Below are 20,016 nucleotides of genomic sequence, written 5' to 3'. Positions count from 1 at the left end.
GAGGGGTTTTCCCCACCGAAAGGAGAGAGAAATGACGGCTATGACCTCGTCTATAACCCCAGTGATAACCGTTGATGGGCCAAGTGGTGCCGGTAAAGGCACGCTGTGTAAGGCTCTGGCTGAGGCGTTTGGATGGCACCTGCTTGATTCCGGTGCAATTTATCGCGTTCTGGCTCTGGCTGCACTGCATCATCAGGTTGATATCGTTTCCGAAGAGGCGCTGGTGCCGCTTGCTGCACACCTCGACGTTCGCTTCGTAGCGAACAACGGACAGCTTAACGTTATTTTGGAAGGTGAGGATGTCAGTCATGAGATCCGCACTGAAACCGTAGGCAATACCGCTTCGCAGGCGGCAGCGTTTCCGCGGGTTCGCGAAGCACTTCTTCGCCGCCAGCGTGCTTTTAAAGAAAAACCGGGCCTTATCGCCGATGGACGAGATATGGGTACCGTGGTCTTCCCAGAAGCGCCGGTAAAGATTTTTCTTGATGCCAGCCCTGAAGAACGTGCAAACAGAAGAATGCTACAGTTGCAGGAAAAGGGCTTTAGTGTTAACTTTGAACGTCTTTTAGCCGAGATAAAAGAGCGGGATGACCGCGATCGTAATCGGGCTATAGCGCCTTTGGTTCCTGCGCAAGATGCGTTAATACTGGATTCAACCAGTATGTCCATTGATGCAGTTATCGAAAAAGCGTTGGCGTATGCCACTGAAATTTTAGGATTGCCGCTAAAACAAACACGGTGATTCGAGCAAATATCTGGTGCTGATCCATTCTTTTTTGTAAAGAACAAGGAGTCAGTGCCAGTTTTGCTACTGTTTTTTTTAACCTCGCCGCCAGGACGGTAGCGGGGCATTTGAAACAACCCCATCCAGCATGAAGCCAGATGGACGTTAAACTTAAGAAACTAAAGATTATCAATATGACTGAATCTTTTGCTCAACTCTTTGAAGAATCCTTAAAAACAATCGAAACCCGTCCGGGTTCAATCGTTCGTGGTGTTGTTGTGTCTATCGACAAAGACGTCGTACTGGTTGACGCCGGTCTGAAGTCTGAGTCTGCTATTCCAGCAGAGCAGTTCAAAAACGCACAGGGCGAACTGGAAATCCAGGTTGGCGACGAAGTTGACGTTGCACTTGACGCTGTTGAAGATGGCTTCGGTGAAACTCTGCTGTCTCGTGAGAAAGCTAAGCGTCATGAAGCATGGCTGATGCTGGAAAAAGCTTACGAAGAAGCTGCAACTGTTACCGGTGTTATCAACGGTAAAGTTAAAGGCGGTTTCACCGTTGAGCTGAACGGTATTCGTGCGTTCCTGCCAGGTTCACTGGTTGACGTGCGTCCTGTTCGCGACACGCTGCATCTCGAAGGCAAAGATCTTGAGTTCAAAGTCATCAAGCTGGACCAGAAGCGCAACAACGTTGTTGTTTCTCGTCGTGCAGTAATTGAGTCTGAGAACAGCGCTGAGCGCGATCAACTGCTGGAAAACCTGCAGGAAGGCATGGAAGTTAAAGGTATCGTTAAGAACCTCACTGACTACGGCGCCTTCGTTGATCTGGGCGGCGTTGACGGCCTGCTGCACATCACAGATATGGCTTGGAAGCGCGTTAAGCACCCAAGCGAAATCGTGAATGTTGGCGACGAAATCACTGTTAAAGTTCTGAAATTCGACCGTGAGCGCACTCGTGTTTCCCTTGGCTTGAAACAGCTGGGCGAAGATCCATGGGTTGCTATCGCTAAACGTTACCCAGAAAGCACCAAGCTGACTGGTCGCGTAACCAACCTGACTGATTACGGCTGCTTCGTAGAAATCGAAGAAGGCGTTGAAGGTCTGGTTCACGTGTCTGAAATGGACTGGACCAACAAGAACATCCACCCATCCAAAGTTGTTAACGTTGGTGATGTAGTGGAAGTTATGGTTCTGGACATCGACGAAGAACGTCGTCGTATCTCCCTGGGTCTGAAGCAGTGTAAATCTAACCCATGGCAGCTGTTTGCAGAAACCCACAACAAGAACGACCGTGTTGAAGGCAAAATCAAGTCAATCACTGACTTCGGTATCTTCATCGGTCTGGACGGCGGCATCGACGGCCTGGTTCACCTGTCTGACATCTCCTGGAACGTTGCAGGCGAAGAAGCAGTACGTGAATACAAAAAAGGCGACGAAATCGCAGCTGTTGTTCTGCAAGTTGATGCAGAGCGTGAGCGCATCTCCCTTGGCGTTAAGCAACTCGCAGAAGACCCGTTCAATAACTACCTGTCTGTAAACAAGAAAGGTACTATTGTTACTGGTAAAGTAACTGCAGTTGACGCTAAAGGTGCTACAGTTGAATTAGCAGGCGGCGTAGAAGGTTACCTGCGTGCTTCTGAAGCTTCTCGCGACCGTATTGAAGACGCAACTCTGGTTCTGAACGTTGGTGATGAAGTTGAAGCTAAATTCACTGGTGTTGACCGTAAGAACCGTGTTGTAAGCCTGTCCGTCCGTGCTAAGGACGAAGCAGACGAGAAAGATGCAATCGCCGTGGTTAACAACAAACCAGACGAAACCAACTTCTCTAACGCTATGGCTGAAGCGTTCAAAGCGGCAAAAGGCGAGTAATAACGGGACGCAGCTCCTAAATGGAGCTGCTTCTATAACGGTAGTTTAGCTGCAAAGCTTGGAGGTTATATGACCAAGTCTGAACTCATTGAAAGACTTGCTGGCCAGCACTCTCATGTCCCGGCGAAAGCCGTTGAGGATGCCGTGAAAGAGATGCTTGAACATATGGCTGCAACCTTAGCTGATGGAGAACGCATCGAAATCCGCGGGTTTGGCAGTTTTTCTCTTCACTACCGTGCTCCGCGTGTTGGGCGTAACCCTAAGACTGGAGACAAGGTTGAGTTGGACGGCAAGTACGTTCCTCACTTTAAGCCAGGCAAAGAGTTGCGCGATCGCGCGAACATTTATGGTTAAGGGTTTATCCTTTTCCTGAATGTCTGCCTAAAGCGAACAAAACGGTGTCTTAACGGACACCGTTTTTTTTGCTTAAAATCAGCGGCCGGGCCTGATGAATATTTAAATTCTGGGTAATGTCTCGCAGCAAATGCCTTGCACAATTGCGTCAATCCTTCCCCTCCCCAACAATCTACTTTCATCCATACGGCAAGCACATTGCCTCAATAGACTGAAGGATAGATTCATCAAGATTACATTCACTCAAATTGCGCTGGCATTAATCAGCGGTATTTTACCTTTAACGCTACTGGCGCAGCTGCCGGGTCTTTATTTCTGTAGTGCCCTGTTTCTTATCGCCTGCATTGCGGGATATCTGCCGTATCGACTCTCAAAACTGCTTTGCATAACCTTGATGGGATTTCTTTGGGCGACGGCAAACGGCCAGCAACTTTTACAGCAGACCAAAGATTTTAGCGGTGGACGGCAGCAGGTGATTGCACAAATTAACAGCGCCTATTTGCAGCGCGAAGACAAACACAATGTGGTTATTGCGCTAAAAGAGGTCAATGGGCATCGCGTTTTCCCCCCGCTTTCGGCAAAAGTGTCGAGTGAAGGATTTTCTGATGGATATTGTGCGGGGCAACATTGGCTGCTTACTCTGAGTCTTAGACCGGTGCACAGCCAACTGAATCTTGGTAATTTTGACGGGCAGCGCTGGGCGGTGGCAAATCGACAAACGCTCAGTGGACGGATACGCAGTGCCGAGCTTATATCGGGCGCATGCTCCTTACGTCATGAGATTATCAGCAGCGTACAACGACAGACCCAAGGGTTGAAAAGCATGCCTGTTCTGATGGCTTTAGCATTTGGCGAGCGTTCGCTTATTCCCCAAAAGATGAACAATTTGTTTAAAATCACTGGCACCGCACATCTGATGGCAATATCCGGTTTACACATTGGCGTCGCGGCGCTCATTGGTTGGCTATTAGCCCGAGGACTGCAATTTCTATTGCCGATGCGCTGGATTGACTATCGCTTCCCGCTGATTATCAGCTGGCTGGCTATGCTCTATTACACCTGGCTCTCGGGGGTAAATCCACCGGCCATGCGGGCGGCTTTGGCAATTACGCTGTGGTTAGGGCTGCGTCTGTGGCGGATGCGTTGTCATCCCTGGCAGGTGTGGGCATGGGGTGTGGCATTGCTGATGATGCAAGACCCGTTGGGCATTCTCTCGGACAGTTTCTGGCTTTCATGCTTTGCCGTAGCAGGGCTGATTTTCTGGTTTCAATGGGCACCTTTGCCGCATCGATTTTCACGTCATTGGTACTGGGGGTGGCTCCGGTATGCTCATCTTCAGGCCGGAATGACCTTTTTACTGTTACCGATGCAAATTGGTCTGTTTCACGGTTTAAGCTCCGCTTCTTTTCTTGCCAATCTGTGGGCAGTGCCGATTGTCTCGCTGTTGACGGTACCACTGGTGTTGGTTGCGCTGTTCCTAAATCCGTTGCCGTATGAAATCTCGCTTCCTGTGGTTTCCGCGCTTTGGTCGCTGGCCGATGTCAGTCTGGCATGGGTGCTCTCTGGGCTTGAACGGGCCGAACATTATTGGCTGCCGCTAGGCGAGGGCGCAATGGGGTTAAGTCTCATGGGGTGGCTGGGCGTTATCATATGGAGAATGGGGTGGCTTTTTACCTATCCGGCGGGCGTGGTGGCACTTTTCGGTTTGATGATGCTGTGGAGGCAATCAACAGCCCGCGAAAACTGGCGAGTTGATATGCTTGACGTGGGGCATGGATTGGCGGTGTTAATTGAAAAAAATGGTCGGGGTGTACTGTATGACACGGGAAATAGATGGGAGGGAGGATCGCAGGCTGAAATGCAGATCCTGCCTTATCTCCAGTGGCGAAATATACAAATAGATCAGATAATTATTAGCCACAGCCATATGGACCACAACGGCGGCACCGAAATCGTTAAGGCTGCCTTTCCAAAGGCCAGGCTGAGAACGTCATTTCGTGGTAATTTGCCGTGCATAAGAGGGCAGAGCTGGAAGTGGCAGGGGTTGCAGTTTACCGTGCTATGGCCGCTAGCATTGAGCGACTATGCTGCAAATAACGAAAGCTGCGTTGTGCGAATTACCGACGGTAAGTTCAGCGTTTTACTCACCGGTGACATTGAGCGTCAGGCTGAAACGCATTTGGTGAGGCAAAGTCGACAAAGTTTGCCGGTTGATTTGTTACAGGTTCCTCATCATGGCAGCAATACTTCCTCTATTGGCCCTTTTTTGCGGGCAAGTAGGGCCGAGGTGGCGATGGCTTCGGCGGCACGGTTCAACGTTTGGCGTTTGCCTGCGCAAAAAATAAAAGACCGCTATCGAGAAAATGCAGTGATTTGGCACGACACGGCACGTTCAGGCCAGCTCAGTGCGTTTTTTTTCAGCAATTATTGGCTAATTAAAGGCCTGCGGGAAGAATTAATGCCCCGCTGGTATCATCAGTGGTTTGGCGTTGGGGGAGATAATGAGTAGAATGGGCCGCTGTTTATATCGCTGCTGGTTAATTGCATGATTAATGATAAAGATCTCTCCACCTGGCAGACATTCCGTCGCCTCTGGCCGATGATCACACCTTTTAAGGCTGGGCTTATTGCCGCAGCTATCGCGCTGGTGGTCAATGCCGCCGGTGATACCCTCATGCTATCGCTGCTAAAGCCACTGCTCGATGATGGCTTTGGTAAGACTGATCGCTCGATACTGCTGTGGATGCCATTGGTCGTTATCGGCCTGATGCTGGTTCGCGGCGTCAGCGGATACGTTTCCAGCTACTGCATCTCCTGGGTTTCCGGCAAAGTGGTAATGCAGATGCGTCGCCGCCTGTTTGGCCACATGATGAGAATGCCGGTGTCGTTCTTTGACCAGCAGTCTACGGGTACTCTGCTGTCGCGAATTACCTACGATTCTGAGCAGGTTGCGTCCTCTTCGTCAAGCGCACTGGTTACCGTGGTGCGTGAAGGTGCGTCGATTATTGGCCTGTTTATCATGATGTTTTACTACAGCTGGCAGCTGTCGGTGATCCTGGTCGTTATCGCGCCCATCGTTTCTATTGTGATCCGCGTGGTGTCCAAGCGTTTTCGTAACATCAGTAAAAACATGCAAAACACCATGGGTCAAGTGACCACCAGCGCCGAACAAATGCTGAAAGGGCATAAAGAAGTGCTGATTTTTGGTGGTCAGGCGATTGAAACCGAACGTTTTGATAAAGTCAGCAACCATATGCGCCGTCAGGGAATGCGTCTGGTTTCTGCATCGTCGATTTCTGACCCGATTATTCAGCTGATTGCTTCACTGGCACTGGCATTTGTGCTCTACGCTGCCAGCTTCCCATCGGTAATGGAAACGCTGACTGCCGGTACTATCACCGTGGTCTTTTCTTCAATGATTGCGCTGATGCGTCCGCTTAAATCATTGACCAACGTTAATGCCCAGTTCCAGCGCGGCATGGCGGCTTGTCAGACTCTTTTCTCTATCCTCGATATGGAGCAAGAGAAAGATGAAGGTACCCGCGTTGTTGAACGCGCCAAGGGCGACATTGCCTTTAAACATGTCACCTTTAGCTACGGCAGCAGCGAGAAACCAGCGTTAAAAGATATCTCTTTCGATATTCCGGCAGGTAAAACGGTGGCATTGGTAGGGCGTTCTGGTTCGGGCAAATCAACCATCGCCAATCTGATGACCCGCTTTTATGATATTCAACAGGGTGAAATTTTACTCGACGGTCACGATCTGCGTGAATATACGCTGTCGTCTCTACGTGATCAGGTTGCGCTGGTGTCGCAAAACGTTCACCTGTTTAACGATACAATTGCCAACAATATTGCCTATGCGCGTACTGAAAAGTATAGCCGCGAAGACGTTATCAAAGCGGCGACCATGGCTCATGCTATGGATTTCATCAGTAAGATGGAAAACGGTATTGATACCATTATTGGTGAAAACGGCGTGCTGCTTTCCGGCGGACAGCGCCAACGTATCGCGATTGCCCGCGCATTGCTGCGTGATTCTCCGGTCCTGATTCTTGACGAAGCTACCTCTGCGCTAGATACCGAGTCTGAGCGTGCGATTCAGTCGGCACTCGATGAATTGCAGAAGAACCGCACTTCATTGGTGATCGCGCACCGTCTTTCTACTATCGAAAAAGCCGATCAAATATTGGTGATTGAAGATGGGAAAGTGGTTGAGCGTGGCGCTCATGATGAGCTAATTGCTCTGCGTGGTGCTTATGCTCAACTTCATCGGATGCAGTTTGGCCAATGATTGAGCGTATCTGGTCGGGTCAATCCGCACTTTATCTGCTGTTGTTGCCTTTCAGCTGGCTGTACGGTTTAGTCTCGCTAGTGCTGCGTTTTAGTTATAAAAAAGGGTGGAAAAAAAGCTGGCGAGCGCCGGTTCCTGTTGTGGTGGTGGGGAATCTCACCGCCGGAGGCAATGGCAAGACGCCGGTCGTTATCTGGCTGGTTGAGCAGTTGCAACAGCGCGGACTTCGCGTTGGCGTGGTTTCACGCGGCTATGGCGGCAAAGCTGAAATCTACCCTTTGGTATTGAACCCTGCCACTACCACGGCGCAGGCCGGTGACGAACCTGTGCTCATTTATCAGCGCACCCGTGCACCGGTGGCAGTTTCTCCCGTTCGCTCAGAGGCAGTTAACGCGCTGCTGAAGGCCTCGGCGTTAGATATTGTTGTGACCGATGATGGTTTGCAGCATTACGCGCTGCAGCGTGATTTTGAAATTGTGGTGATCGACGGCGTGCGGCGTTTCGGTAACGGTCACTGGCTCCCTGCCGGGCCTATGCGCGAAAGGGCCTCAAGATTACAGAGTGTCGACGCAGTTATTGTGAATGGTAATGGCCAAGGGCAGGGCAATGAAATCGGTATGCAGCTTCAGGCGGGCGACGCCGTGAATTTGCTGACCGGTGAAAAGCGTAAGGCTGAGTCGTTAACTGGCGTTGTGGCAATGGCCGGCATTGGTCATCCTCCGCGCTTTTTCGCTACGCTGAGCCAGCTAGGGGTTAAAACCGAGCGTGAAATCCCCTTTGCTGATCACCAGTCTTACCAGGCGGAACAACTCGGCGCATTGGCCAACGAGAAACAAACGCTACTTATGACCGAGAAAGATGCGGTTAAGTGCCGCAGCTTTGCCCAGGCTAACTGGTGGTATTTACCGGTCGATGCTTCTTTTTCATCGCCGGACTCTTTGAAATTGCTTGAGCGTATCAAGGCATTAGTGCTGTCGAAAGACTAATTCGATAAAATAGGCTTGTTTAAAACTTGACCTTCATCACAATTTATGAGTAAATGCTGAACGGCCTGTGAATGCAGAGCTATTTATGAGTATGTACAGTATCGTTAGCCGCATGTAGCCGCTAACCTTAGCAGTGACAGTTCCTCCCAAACGTTATCTTTATTGTTTGACTCGCCAAAGTTTGACTTGCCAAAAAGTTTGATTCCGCTACAAAGACGAACCTTCGAAGTACCTCCCATAAGTAATTTTTCTGAAAAACGGCCCCGATGCCATATGGCACAACGTGATGTGTTACGTTACCTGAACGATTTATTGTAATTGTTGTCCAATTCAACAACATAAATCGCCTAGGGTGCTACACTCAAAGCTATCGCCTGCCAATAACGGCAGGATTTAATATGCTCATTAGAGGGTTTTGTATAAGAACAACTTTAGTATGGGCAAGCGCATCCGAACAATAATAAAAAAGCGTTGTCATGGATGCCCGAAAAAAGGAAATAAAATTATGATGTTAAAAATGGGTTTAGTTAAATGGTTTAATCAGGCTAAAGGCTATGGTTTCATTTCTCCACTCGACGGTTCTTCCGAAATTTATGTCAGCCGTACTTCAATTGCGAATACGCGTAATAAATCGTTGAATGCCGGTCAAAGTGTAGAGTTCACCATTTATAATAGTTCGACTCATGGCCCGGCGGCAGCGGACGTTATCGCCTACTAAGCCACAATCAGCGGCGGTACATTTTACCCCCTGATTAAAATGTGTTATCGATATCCGCCTACTAACTGTTTGACGGATATCGATATGCCAACCCCACGTATTACTCTTCAAGCCGCGCGCACGCTTCATCTCGCCGCGCAACAACTCCAATATCCGTTAAAAACCCAGGCAACTCCGGACTGTCTACTTTCAGCTATACGGCGTATGGCGTTGCTGCAAATCGATACTATTAGCGTCGTTGCCCGCAGTCCTTATTTGGTGCTTTTTAGTCGACTGGGTGAATACCCCCCCGAGTGGCTTGAATCGACGCTGTTCGAGCAAAAAATCTTTGAATATTGGGCTCACGAAGCCTGCTTTATTCCCATTGAGGACTATCGCCTGCTGCGTCATCGCATGCTTGACCCTCATAAAATGGGATGGAAGTTCAATCAGGCATGGTTCGACGAACATCAGACTGACATTCAGGCTCTACTGAAGCATATTTCAACCCATGGTCCAGTGAGGTCGGCAGATTTCAAGGCAGAAAAGCGCGCGACCAGCGGCTGGTGGGACTGGAAACCGCATAAAAAGCATCTTGAAACATTGTTTACCCGCGGCGATTTGATGGTAGTAGAACGGCGTAATTTTCATCGTGTATACGATCTTCGTGAAAATGTGCTGCCGCAGTGGGACGATGCAGCCCATACGCTGAGCAAAGAAGAGGCCGAGTTTGAAATGCTTTGTCGTTCAGCCCAGGCATTGGGCATATTCAAAATCGAATGGCTGGCAGACTATTACCGTCTAAAACGGGTGAACGCTAAAAAACTCACCGCCAAGCTGTTGGAGAATGGGTTGGTGGTAGAGGTTGAGGTGATTGGGATTGCGACGCCGATGTATGTCCATCAGTCTTACTCGAACCTGCTTAGTGAAGCCACGAGTGGAAAAATTAGCTCTACCGTGACCACTTTGCTTTCGCCTTTTGATCCCGTGGTATGGGATCGAAAAAGAGCGCTCGAGTTGTTCAATTTTGATTATCGCATAGAGTGTTATACCCCTGAGCCCAAGCGAAAATACGGTTACTTCACTTTACCTATTCTTAATCGTGGTGAAATTATTGGGCGAACTGATGCCAAAATGCATCGTAAAGAGGGCATTCTGGAGATAAAAAGCCTGCATCTCGAAAAGGGTGTGGCGGTAGGCCCTCGGCGCGCTAAAGACGTCGCGGATGCGATAAGCCGCTTTGCACGCTGGCAGGGAGCCAGTCAGGTCAAATTTGGCAACATACCGGCTGAGTTAGCACAACGTTGGGGGAAGGGGTGGAGTTTAGTCGATTAAATGCGGGCTTTGTTGAGCGCTAAATAGAAAACGGCTGCATTCGGCAGCCGTTTACGTTTCACCAAACGGCATTAATTGCTGAAGTTGGCGAACATAGCGATGATTTTGTGGAAAAGTTTCATTTCTTGTCTCTCTACAGGCGAGTTTATGTGACGCACATCACAAAAAATCATACGCCTGAGCTCTGCATTTCGCAATATCCAACAGTAAACTTCTTAAGCGCCGACAGTTAACGGCAGGTGGGGGCTGTGCTATTCTCTTTCACCATAATGACTTGGCTGCCGTCCGTTTTTTTAGACGCAGAATGAGTGCTCTAACTACGCCTCAAGGAGGAACTATGGACCATCGTTTACTCGAAATCGTTGCTTGCCCTGTATGCAACGGCAAGTTGTACTTCAATAAAGAATCTCAAGAGCTGGTATGCAAAGCCGACGGCCTGGCCTATCCTGTTCGCGACGGCATTCCCGTGCTACTCGAAGTAGAAGCCCGTTCTCTCTCTGCTGACGAGATCCACCCATGAGTTTTGTTGCCATTATTCCTGCTCGCTACGCTTCTAGCCGTTTGCCCGGTAAACCGCTGGCCGATATTAATGGCAAGCCGATGATCGTACACGTGATGGAGCGTGCTCGTGAATCCGGAGCCAAACGCGTGATCGTGGCTACCGATCATCCTGACGTGAAGACCGCCGTTGAAGCGGCCGGGGGCGAAGTCTGCATGACGCGTCCCGATCATCAGTCGGGTACTGAGCGTTTGGCGGAAGTCATCGAACTTTGCGGCTTTGCCGACGATGAAATTATTGTTAATTTGCAGGGCGATGAGCCCCTTATTCCGCCTGTTATCGTGCGTCAGGTTGCCGAGAATTTGGCTCAGTGCGGTGCCGGAATGGCCACGCTGGCGGTGCCGATTGAAGACGCCGAAGAGGCTTTCAATCCCAACGCCGTGAAAGTCGTTATGGATGCACAGGGCTTCGCACTCTATTTCTCACGCGCCACCATCCCGTGGGACCGAGAGCGCTTTGCTAGCTCAAAAGAAAATATCGGTGACACCTTCCTGCGCCACATTGGTATTTATGCCTACCGCGCGGGTTTTGTGCGTCGTTACGTCACCTGGGAGCCTAGCGCACTCGAGAAAATCGAGCTGCTCGAGCAACTGCGCGTGCTATGGTACGGTGAAAAAATTCATGTTGCCGTTGCCAAAGCCATTCCTTCTGTTGGTGTTGATACGCCAGAAGACCTGGAACGCGTCCGCGCATTCTTTGCTTCTAAGTAAGCACCGTCTGCCAGAAAGGCCACCCTCTACGCAGTGGCCTTATTTTTTATTCAGATTCTCAATTTGCTGACTGCGCGGGTGCCGTTTTACCGGTGAAATACTGCCAGATTCGCCCCAGCGTTTCATACCAGGCGCGTTCTGAATGGGCTAAGTAGAGAGACTGCGGCACGGCTTTTTCCCAGATATTCAGCGGCGAATCTATTGCCAACTGATTGGCAGGCGCCGGAACAGGGGCCAAACCTTGCTCTTGAAAAAATACCATCGCGCGCGGCAGATGATTGGCCGACGTTACCAGTGCAAAATTTTGATGCCCAATGCGCTGCGCTACCTGCTGAGCTTCCTGATGCGTGTCTCGTGGCTGGTCGAGAGTGATAATATCCGTTGCCGGTACACCCAGGCTTTCAGCCACTTTTGCCGCCGTTGCTGCACTACTCACCGGGTTACCGGGGACTGCTGCGCCGGTAAAAATCAGTTTTGACCCCGGATTCATTAAATAAATTCTTATTCCTTCAGTGACTCTGGGTAAGCTGTTATTGATTAAATTCGAACTCGGTGCCCACTGCGGGTTGTAAGTATAACCACCGCCCAGCACCACGACGTAATTAAGCTGAGTCCCGCCGTGATAGGTTGGATAGGTGTTTTCCAGCGGACGGAGCAGACTGTCGGCCACCGGTTGAAGGCTTAATAGCCCCAGCAGCAACCAACCGACCAAAAATATCACTTTTCCCATTTTTTGCCGTCGGCTAAACCAGAGTAGACTCAGTGCTATCGCCATGATTATCAGTAAAAGTGGCAAGGGCATCAGCAGGCCGCCGACAAACTTTTTTAGGGTAAAAAACATCAGATAATCGTCTCTTTTGGGTGAAAAAACGGCATCCGGGCGAGATTCTCGGCCAGGATGATTTATTCTAGGCCAGCCTGTGCCAAAATAGCAGCATAACCGGTTCGTATACCTATTGGTAAAACAAAAAGTTGAGCAAAAAAAAACGTACAGTGGTTGAGGAACCTTCACCACAGGGTCGCAATTTCGATGATATGGCAGAAAAATTTTCTCGCAATATCTACGGTACGACTAAAGGACTTATTCGCCAGGCAGTGCTTGGGCAAGATTTGCGCGGGCTTTTAACCGAGCTTCCCCAGCGTCCTTTGCGTATACTCGATGCGGGCGGCGGTGAAGGGCAAATGGCCTGCGAATTGGCCGCTTTAGGACATCAGGTATTGTTGTGCGATCTTTCAGGTGAGATGATCAAGCGGGCAAAAGCCGCCGCCGCCGAAAAAGGTGTGAGCGACAACATGCAATTCGTACAATGTCCCGCTCAAGACATCGCACAGTATTTGGAACAGCCGGTTGATCTGATATTGTTTCATGCTGTGATTGAATGGCTGGCTGAACCACAAGAAGCACTAAAAGCATTAATCGACTGCCTGTTACCGGGCGGCGCACTTTCATTGATGTTTTATAACGTCAATGGTTTGGTGATGCGCCATATGGTGCTGGGTAATTTTGGCCACGTCGAAGCAGGGTTACCCAAAATAAAAAAAAGCTCGTTGCTGCCCGACCATCCTCTGGAGCCTAGTCAGGTGTACCAGTGGTTAGAACAGTTGGGTTTACGGATAACAGGCAAAACTGGTGTAAGGGTTTTCCATGACTATCTGCGGAACAGGCAACAGCATAAGCAGGATTTTGACGAGCTTCTGGCGCTGGAACAGCGTTATTGCCGACAGGAGCCTTTTGTTAGTTTGGGGCGTTACATCCACGTGATGGCGCACAAACCCGATCGGAAGGACGAATTATGAGTGAGTTTTCCCAGACCGTCCCTGAACTGGTCGCCTGGGCACGTAAAAATGATTTCTCAATTTCATTGCCGACGGAGCGACTGGCCTTTCTTCTGGCGATTGCCACACTCAATGGCGAGCGTCTGGATGGAGAGATGAGCGAAGGCGAACTGATTGACGCGTTTCGCCACGTCAGCAAGGGGTTTGAGCAAACCAATGAAACCATCACCGTGCGTGCCAACAATGCCATCAATGATATGGTGCGCCAACGTTTGCTTAACCGTTTTGTCAGTGAACTGGCAGACGGCAACGCCATTTATCGTTTAACCCCTCTGGGTATCGGAATCACCGATTATTACATTCGCCAGCGCGAGTTTTCGACGCTGCGTTTATCTATGCAACTGTCTATCGTTGCCCAGGAGCTTAAGCGCGCGGCGGACGCCGCCGATGAAGGCGGTGACGAGTTCCATTGGCATCGCAACGTTTTTGCCCCGCTGAAATACTCCGTCGCCGAGATTTTCGACAGCATCGACATGACGCAACGCATCATGGACGAGCAGCAGCAGGGCGTGAAAGACGACATCGCGGCGTTGTTAAGCAAAGACTGGCGCGCGGCTATTTCCAGCTGTGAACTGCTGTTATCCGAAACGTCAGGTACGCTGCGCGAGCTTCAGGATACGCTGGAGGCTGCGGGAGATCTGCTGCAGGCTCACTTGCTGCGTATTCAGGATGCCACGCTGACCGGTCCTGAAGAGTTGGGCTTTATCGATAAGCTGGTGTACGACCTGCAGAATAAGCTCGACCGCATCACAAGTTGGGGACAGCAGGCTATCGACCTGTGGATTGGTTACGACCGCCACGTGCACAAGTTTATTCGTACCGCCATCGATATGGATAAAAACCGCGTATTTGCGCAGCGTTTACGCCTGTCGGTGCAAAACTATTTTGACAATCCGTGGACGCTGACCTTTGCCAATGCCGATCGTTTACTCGATATGCGTGACGAAGAGCTGGCGCTGCGCAGTGACGAGGTGACCGGTGAACTGCCGGAAGACCTCGAGTTTGAAGAGTTTAGCGAAATCCGCGAACAGCTGGCGGCGCTGATTGAGAAAGCCCTGCTGGTGTATCAGCAGGATAAAGTACCGCTGAATCTGGGACTGGTGATGCGCGATTATCTCGAACAGTATCCACGCGTGCGACATTTTGATGTGGCGCGAATCATGGTCGACCAGGCAGTACGCCTTGGTGTGGCTGAAGCAGATTTTTCAGGGTTGCCGGCACAGTGGCAGGCAATCAATGATTACGGAGCCAAGGTGCAGGCCCATGTCATCGACAAATATTGAACAAATAATGCCAGCCAAGCTGGCACAGGCGTTGGCTAATTCCCTGTTTCCGGCTCTTGACAGTCAGCTTCGCTCTGGCCGTCATATCGGTATTGATGAATTAGATAATCACGCTTTCCTGATGGATTATCAGGATGAAATCGAACTTTTTTACAGCCGTTACAGCGTTGAGCTGATCCGCGCACCTGAGGGTTTCTTCTACCTTCGTCCGCGCTCAACCACGCTTATTCCACGTTCTGTATTATCAGAACTGGATATGATGGTTGGGAAAATTCTATGTTATCTGTACCTTAGCCCAGAGCGTCTGGCGCATGAAGGCATTTTTACTCAGCAAGAGTTATATGATGAATTGCTGAGTTTGGCTGATGAAAGCAAGCTGCTGAAATACGTCAACCAGCGGTCTACCGGTTCAGATCTCGACAGACAAAAACTTCAGGAAAAAGTCAGAACTTCGCTCAACCGACTGCGCCGACTTGGCATGGTTTATTTTATGGGCGCTGACAGCACCAAGTTTAGAATTACCGAAGCCGTGTTCCGCTTTGGAGCAGATGTTCGCAGCGGTGACGACGCGCGGGAAGCGCAGCTGCGTATGATCCGCGATGGCGAAGCGATGCCAATTGAAAACAGCCTGTCGCTCAATGATGAAAATGACGAGAGCGAAGCGCAGGCAGACAATGGGCCAGAAGCTGTAGAGGATGAACAGGAATGATTGAACGCGGTAAATTTCGCTCACTGACGCTGGTCAACTGGAACGGTTTTTTTGCCAGAACCTTTGACCTCGATGCGCTGGTTACCACACTTTCCGGCGGCAACGGAGCCGGTAAGTCAACCACCATGGCCGCGTTCGTTACGGCACTGATCCCTGACTTGACCTTGCTGCACTTTCGTAACACCACCGAAGCCGGTGCCACCTCGGGTTCTCGTGATAAAGGCCTGCACGGTAAGCTGCGCGCGGGCGTGTGTTATTCGACGCTAGACGTCGTCAACTCGCGCCATCAGCGCGTGATTGTTGGCGTGCGTCTGCAGCAGGTTGCCGGTCGCGACCGTAAAGTCGACATTAAACCCTTTACCATTCAGGGGCTGCCTACCTCAGTTCAACCGACGGAAATTCTTACTGAAACCGTCGGTGAACGTCAGGCTCGCGTGCTGTCTTTGCAGGAGCTGAAAGAGCGCGTCGAAGAGATGGAAGGGGTGCAGTTCAAACAATTCAACTCCATCACCGATTACCACTCGCTGATGTTTGACCTGGGCGTTATCCCGCGTCGTCTTCGTTCAGCCTCCGACCGCAGTAAGTTTTATCGACTGATTGAGGCCTCGCTGTACGGTGGGATCTCAAGCGCCATTACACGCTCGCTGCGCGACTACCTGTTGCCAGAAAACAGCGGCGTGCGTAAAGCCTTCCAGGATATGGAGGCGGCGCTGCGTGAAAATCGCATGACGCTCGAAGCGATCCGCGTTACGCAGTCAGACCGCGACCTGTTTAAGCATCTTATTTCAGAGGCCACCTCCTACGTAGCCGCGGACTATATGCGCCACGCCAACGAACGGCGCATTCATCTTGACGGCGCGATGGTGCTGCGTAACGAACTGCTGACCAGCCGTAAACAGCTGGCCAGTGAGCAGTATCGCCACGTTGAGATGGCGCGTGAACTGTCGGAGCAGAGCGGTTCGCAGAGTGACCTCGAAACTGACTATCAGGCTGCCAGCGACCACCTGAATCTGGTGCAAACGGCCATGCGCCAGCAGGAAAAAATTGAGCGCTACCAGTCAGATTTGGAAGAGCTGACCTACCGCCTTGAAGAGCAAAATGAAGTCGTTGCCGAAGCCAGCGAACTGCACGCCGAACACGAAGCGCGCGCCGAAGCTGCCGAGCTTGAAGTCGACGAACTGAAAAGCCAGTTGGCGGATTACCAGCAAGCACTTGACGTGCAGCAAACGCGCGCCATTCAATATCAGCAGGCGTTGCAGGCGATTGAACGTGCCCGCGAGCTTTGCCAGCTGCCAGACCTTGCGCTTGAAAATAGTGAAGACTGGCTCGAGACTTTCCACGCTCGTGAGCTGGAAGCCACCGACACACTGCTGATGCTTGAACAGAAAATGAGCGTAGCGCAGGCCGCGCACAGTCAGTTTGAAAACGCCTATCAGCTGGTGGTGAAAATTGCCGGTGAAGTGAGCCGCAGTGCCGCGTGGCAAACCGCGCGTGAACTCCTGCGTGACTGGTCTTCGCAGCAGCATCAGGCCGAGCGCGTTGAGCCGTTACGCATGCGTTTGACCGAACTTGAAAACCGCCTGCGCGAACAGCAGGACGCCGAACGTCAGCTTCAGGAATTCTGTAAGCGCACCGGTCAGGACGTTCAGCCGGAAGATCTCGACGAGCTGCAGCGCGAGCTGGATGTGCAAATTGAAGAGCTTTCAGTCACCGTTTCCCAGGCCGGTGAGCGCCGCATGGAAATGCGTCAGGAGCTTGAGCAGATACAGTCTCGCATCCGTGAGTTGACCGCCCGCGCGCCGGTTTGGCTGGCGGCGCAGGACGCATTGACCCAGCTGAGTGAACAGAGTAAAGAGCCGCTGGAAAACAGCCAGCAGGTCACCGAGTTCATGCAGCAGCTGCTTGAAACGGAACGTGATACCACGGTTGAGCGTGACCAGGTCGCGGCCCGCAAGCGTAAAATTGAAGGCCAAATCACCCGACTAAGCCAACCGAGCGGTGCAGAAGATTCGCGGATGATTGCGCTAGCCGAACGTTTTGGTGGCGTGCTGCTTTCAGAAATTTATGACGACGTGACCCTCGACGATGCACCTTACTTCTCTGCGCTGTATGGCCCATCGCGTCATGCGATTGTGGTGCCTGACCTGTCTTGTATTCGCGACCAGCTCGACGGACTCGATGACTGCCCTGAAGACCTGTATCTGATCGAAGGGGATCCGCAGTCGTTCGATGACAGCGTTTTTGCGGTCGAAGAGATGCAAAAAGCCGTGCTGGTGAAAACGGGCGATCGTCAATGGCGCTATTCTCACTATCCGGAAGTGCCGCTGTTTGGCCGCGCCGCCCGTGAAAATCGTCTTGAAGTGCTGCACAAAGAGCGTGAAAACCTCTCTGAGCGCTATGCCAATCTGTCATTTGACGTACAGAAAATCCAGCGTTCGCACCAGGCTTTCAGCCGCTTTATCGGCAGCCATCTTGCGGTTGCCTTTGATACCGATCCAGAAGCGGATATTCGCGCCTTAAGCGGTCGTCGCGGCGAGCTTGAGCGCGCACTGAATGCCCACGAAGGTCAGAATCAGCAGCAGCGCCAGCAGTACGATCAGGCAAAAGACGCCGCCGCCTTGCTTAACAAGTTACAGCCTCGCGTCGGTTTACTGTGTGATGAAACGCTCATTGACCGGGTTGAAGAGCTGCGCGAAGAGCTTGACGAAGCCCAGGACGCGGCGCGTTTCATTCAACTGCACGGCGTTTCGCTGGCCAAACTTGAGCCACTGGTTTCAGTACTGCAAAGTGACCCTGAGCAGCATGAGCAATTAAAAGAAGATTATGCGCAGGCGCAGCACAGCCAACGCCTTGCCAAGCAGCAGGCCTTTGCCCTGACGGAAGTCGTACAGCGTCGTGCGCACTTTGGCTATACCGACTCTGCCGGCATGCTGACCGAAAACTCTGATTTGAATGACAAGCTGCGCCATCGTCTCGAAAGCGCCGAAGGCGAGCGCAGTCGTGCTCGCGAGCAGGTTCGTCAGCATCAAACGCAGTATACGCAGTACAGCCAGGTCTTGGCCTCACTTAAAAGCTCGTTTGAAGCCAAGCGTGACATGCTCAAAGAGCTGGGTCAGGAGCTGCAGGATATCGGCGTTCAGGCCGATCCGAATGCCGAAGCTCGCGCCCGTGCACGTCGTGATGAACTGAATCAGTTGCTTAGCACTAACCGTGCACGCTGTAATCAGCTCGAAAAACAGATCACCTTCTGCGAAGCCGAAATGGACAACCTGCAGAAGAAACTGCGCAAGCTTGAACGCGATTATCATCAGAGTCGTGAACAGGTGGTTACCGCGAAGGCGGGCTGGTGTGCGGTAATGCGTCTGGTGAAAGATAACGGCGTTGAGCGTCGTCTGCACCGTCGCGAGTTGGCCTACATGGACGGCGACGAGCTGCGTTCTATGTCAGATAAATCACTGGGTGCGCTGCGCCTGGCGGTGGCCGATAATGAACACCTTCGCGACGTGCTGCGCATGTCCGAGGATCCTAAACGTCCTGAACGAAAAATCCAGTTTTACATTGCGGTTTATCAGCATCTGCGCGAGCGTATTCGTCAGGATATCATTCGCACCGACGATCCTGTCGAAGCCATTGAACAGATGGAAATCGAGCTGGGTCGATTGACCGAAGAGCTGACTGCGCGTGAGCAACAGCTGGCGATTAGCTCAAAAAGCGTGGCTAACATTATTCGTAAAACCATTCAGCGCGAGCAAAACCGCATCCGCCAGCTGAACCAGGGATTACAGGCCGTAGCCTTTGGACAAGTGAAAAGTGTGCGCTTGAATGTTAACGTGCGCGAGGCTCATGCCGGTCTGCTCGACGTGCTTTCAGAGCAGCAGGAGCAGCATCAGGACTTGTTTACCAGCAATCGTCTTACCTTCTCGGAGGCGTTGGCCAAGCTGTATCAGCGCCTGAATCCGCAGATTGATATGGGGCAGCGTACGCCGCAAACCATTGGCGAAGAGCTGTTGGACTATCGTAACTATCTTGAGATGGAAGTTGAGGTTAACCGCGGTTCCGACGGCTGGCTGCGCGCAGAGAGTGGGGCGCTATCGACCGGTGAAGCTATCGGTACTGGGATGTCGATTCTGGTCATGGTAGTGCAGAGTTGGGAGGATGAGTCGAGCCGCCTGCGCGGAAAAGACATTTCACCTTGCCGCCTGCTGTTCCTTGATGAGGCTGCCCGTCTGGATGCCAAGTCGATCGCTACGCTGTTTGAGCTCTGCGACCGCCTGCAGATGCAGCTGATTATCGCTGCACCGGAGAATATCAGTCCCGAGAAAGGCACCACGTACAAGCTGGTGCGTAAAGTATTCCAGAATACCGAGCACGTTCACGTGGTGGGCCTGAGAGGCTTTGCTGCCGAGCTTCCTGCTATAGAAAAGACGGAGGCTGATATCGCCGCTGAAGGCTAGTCTTTGTATTAGCTACATTTACTTGCAACTTTTACTAACAAAGAAGGGCAGATAATTGATTGCCCAACGGAAAGCCCTGACTGAATAATAGCGGTCGGGGCTTTTTGTTTTATGCTGCTTTTTTACCCATTCCTAGGGCGAAAAATCAGAAACACCGGTCGAAAGCTTTAATTCGGCCGGCGTGTAACATAAAGTCTTGTTATGACT

Annotated in this window: 15 protein-coding genes; 14 read left to right on the top strand and 1 reads right to left on the bottom strand. The window is 51.3% G+C overall.

What is annotated here, in order from left to right; translation table 11 throughout:
• The first annotated feature begins 40 nt into the window (after positions 1-40).
• The 10 genes from cmk to kdsB all read left to right on the top strand — a co-directional run bounded on the left by cmk (position 41) and on the right by kdsB (position 11,527).
• A complete protein-coding gene (cmk, locus tag GA565_RS17995; protein ID WP_055778265.1) occupies positions 41-742 on the top strand; it encodes a (d)CMP kinase in 702 nt (233 codons plus the stop codon).
• A gap of 176 nt (positions 743-918) precedes the next feature.
• A complete protein-coding gene (gene rpsA / locus GA565_RS17990) occupies positions 919-2,592 on the top strand; it encodes a 30S ribosomal protein S1 (protein ID WP_139804018.1) in 1,674 nt (557 codons plus the stop codon).
• 69 nt (positions 2,593-2,661) lie between these two features.
• A complete protein-coding gene (gene ihfB, locus GA565_RS17985) occupies positions 2,662-2,946 on the top strand; it encodes an integration host factor subunit beta (protein ID WP_009636638.1) in 285 nt (94 codons plus the stop codon).
• A 211-nt stretch (positions 2,947-3,157) separates the two neighbouring features.
• A complete protein-coding gene (locus GA565_RS17980) occupies positions 3,158-5,455 on the top strand; it encodes a ComEC family protein (protein WP_226951047.1) in 2,298 nt (765 codons plus the stop codon).
• A 36-nt stretch (positions 5,456-5,491) separates the two neighbouring features.
• Positions 5,492-7,240 carry a lipid A ABC transporter ATP-binding protein/permease MsbA gene (gene msbA, locus GA565_RS17975; RefSeq protein ID WP_152199825.1) on the top strand — a complete coding sequence of 583 codons (1,749 nt, stop codon included), beginning with the start codon at positions 5,492-5,494 and terminating at the stop codon, positions 7,238-7,240.
• Positions 7,237-8,226, top strand: a complete 990-nt coding sequence (gene lpxK / locus GA565_RS17970) for a tetraacyldisaccharide 4'-kinase (protein ID WP_152199823.1) — start codon at positions 7,237-7,239, stop codon at positions 8,224-8,226. The genes msbA and lpxK overlap by 4 nt, the downstream gene beginning before the upstream one ends.
• Positions 8,227-8,731: 505 nt before the next feature.
• Positions 8,732-8,944, top strand: coding sequence for a cold-shock protein (locus GA565_RS17965; RefSeq protein WP_055777944.1), 213 nt, complete (start codon positions 8,732-8,734; stop codon positions 8,942-8,944).
• An 84-nt stretch (positions 8,945-9,028) separates the two neighbouring features.
• Positions 9,029-10,258 carry a winged helix-turn-helix domain-containing protein gene (locus GA565_RS17960; RefSeq protein ID WP_152199821.1) on the top strand — a complete coding sequence of 410 codons (1,230 nt, stop codon included), beginning with the start codon at positions 9,029-9,031 and terminating at the stop codon, positions 10,256-10,258.
• A gap of 337 nt (positions 10,259-10,595) precedes the next feature.
• Positions 10,596-10,778: a Trm112 family protein gene (locus GA565_RS17955; RefSeq protein ID WP_009636632.1), complete on the top strand. Its 183-nt coding sequence runs from the start codon at positions 10,596-10,598 to the stop codon at positions 10,776-10,778.
• Positions 10,775-11,527, top strand: coding sequence for a 3-deoxy-manno-octulosonate cytidylyltransferase (gene kdsB / locus GA565_RS17950; RefSeq protein WP_152199819.1), 753 nt, complete (start codon positions 10,775-10,777; stop codon positions 11,525-11,527). Before GA565_RS17955 ends, kdsB begins: the two co-directional genes overlap by 4 nt.
• A gap of 58 nt (positions 11,528-11,585) precedes the next feature.
• Here the strand turns inward: kdsB and elyC are convergent, their stop codons facing one another.
• On the bottom strand, positions 11,586-12,368 hold the full coding sequence (gene elyC, locus GA565_RS17945; protein ID WP_152199818.1) for an envelope biogenesis factor ElyC: 783 nt from the start codon (positions 12,366-12,368) through the stop codon (positions 11,586-11,588).
• A 131-nt stretch (positions 12,369-12,499) separates the two neighbouring features.
• On the opposite strand from elyC, the gene cmoM reads away from it, so the two are divergent.
• The 4 genes from cmoM to mukB are packed head-to-tail and all read left to right on the top strand — an operon-like array spanning position 12,500 to position 19,809.
• Positions 12,500-13,324 (top strand): tRNA uridine 5-oxyacetic acid(34) methyltransferase CmoM, encoded by an 825-nt coding sequence (cmoM, locus tag GA565_RS17940; protein ID WP_152199816.1) that lies wholly within the window; start codon positions 12,500-12,502, stop codon positions 13,322-13,324.
• Positions 13,321-14,646, top strand: coding sequence for a chromosome partition protein MukF (gene mukF, locus GA565_RS17935; protein ID WP_152199814.1), 1,326 nt, complete (start codon positions 13,321-13,323; stop codon positions 14,644-14,646). Before cmoM ends, mukF begins: the two co-directional genes overlap by 4 nt.
• On the top strand, positions 14,627-15,355 hold the full coding sequence (mukE, locus tag GA565_RS17930) for a chromosome partition protein MukE (RefSeq protein ID WP_084981948.1): 729 nt from the start codon (positions 14,627-14,629) through the stop codon (positions 15,353-15,355). Before mukF ends, mukE begins: the two co-directional genes overlap by 20 nt.
• Positions 15,352-19,809 (top strand): chromosome partition protein MukB, encoded by a 4,458-nt coding sequence (gene mukB, locus GA565_RS17925; RefSeq protein ID WP_152199813.1) that lies wholly within the window; start codon positions 15,352-15,354, stop codon positions 19,807-19,809. The genes mukE and mukB overlap by 4 nt, the downstream gene beginning before the upstream one ends.
• Positions 19,810-20,016: the final 207 nt, after the last annotated feature.

The sequence above is a fragment of the Rouxiella sp. S1S-2 genome (genome assembly GCF_009208105.1).
Lineage (GTDB): Bacteria > Pseudomonadota > Gammaproteobacteria > Enterobacterales > Enterobacteriaceae > Rouxiella.
Note: the sequence above shows the minus strand (reverse complement) of the source record. Positions and strands in the feature narration are given on the sequence as shown.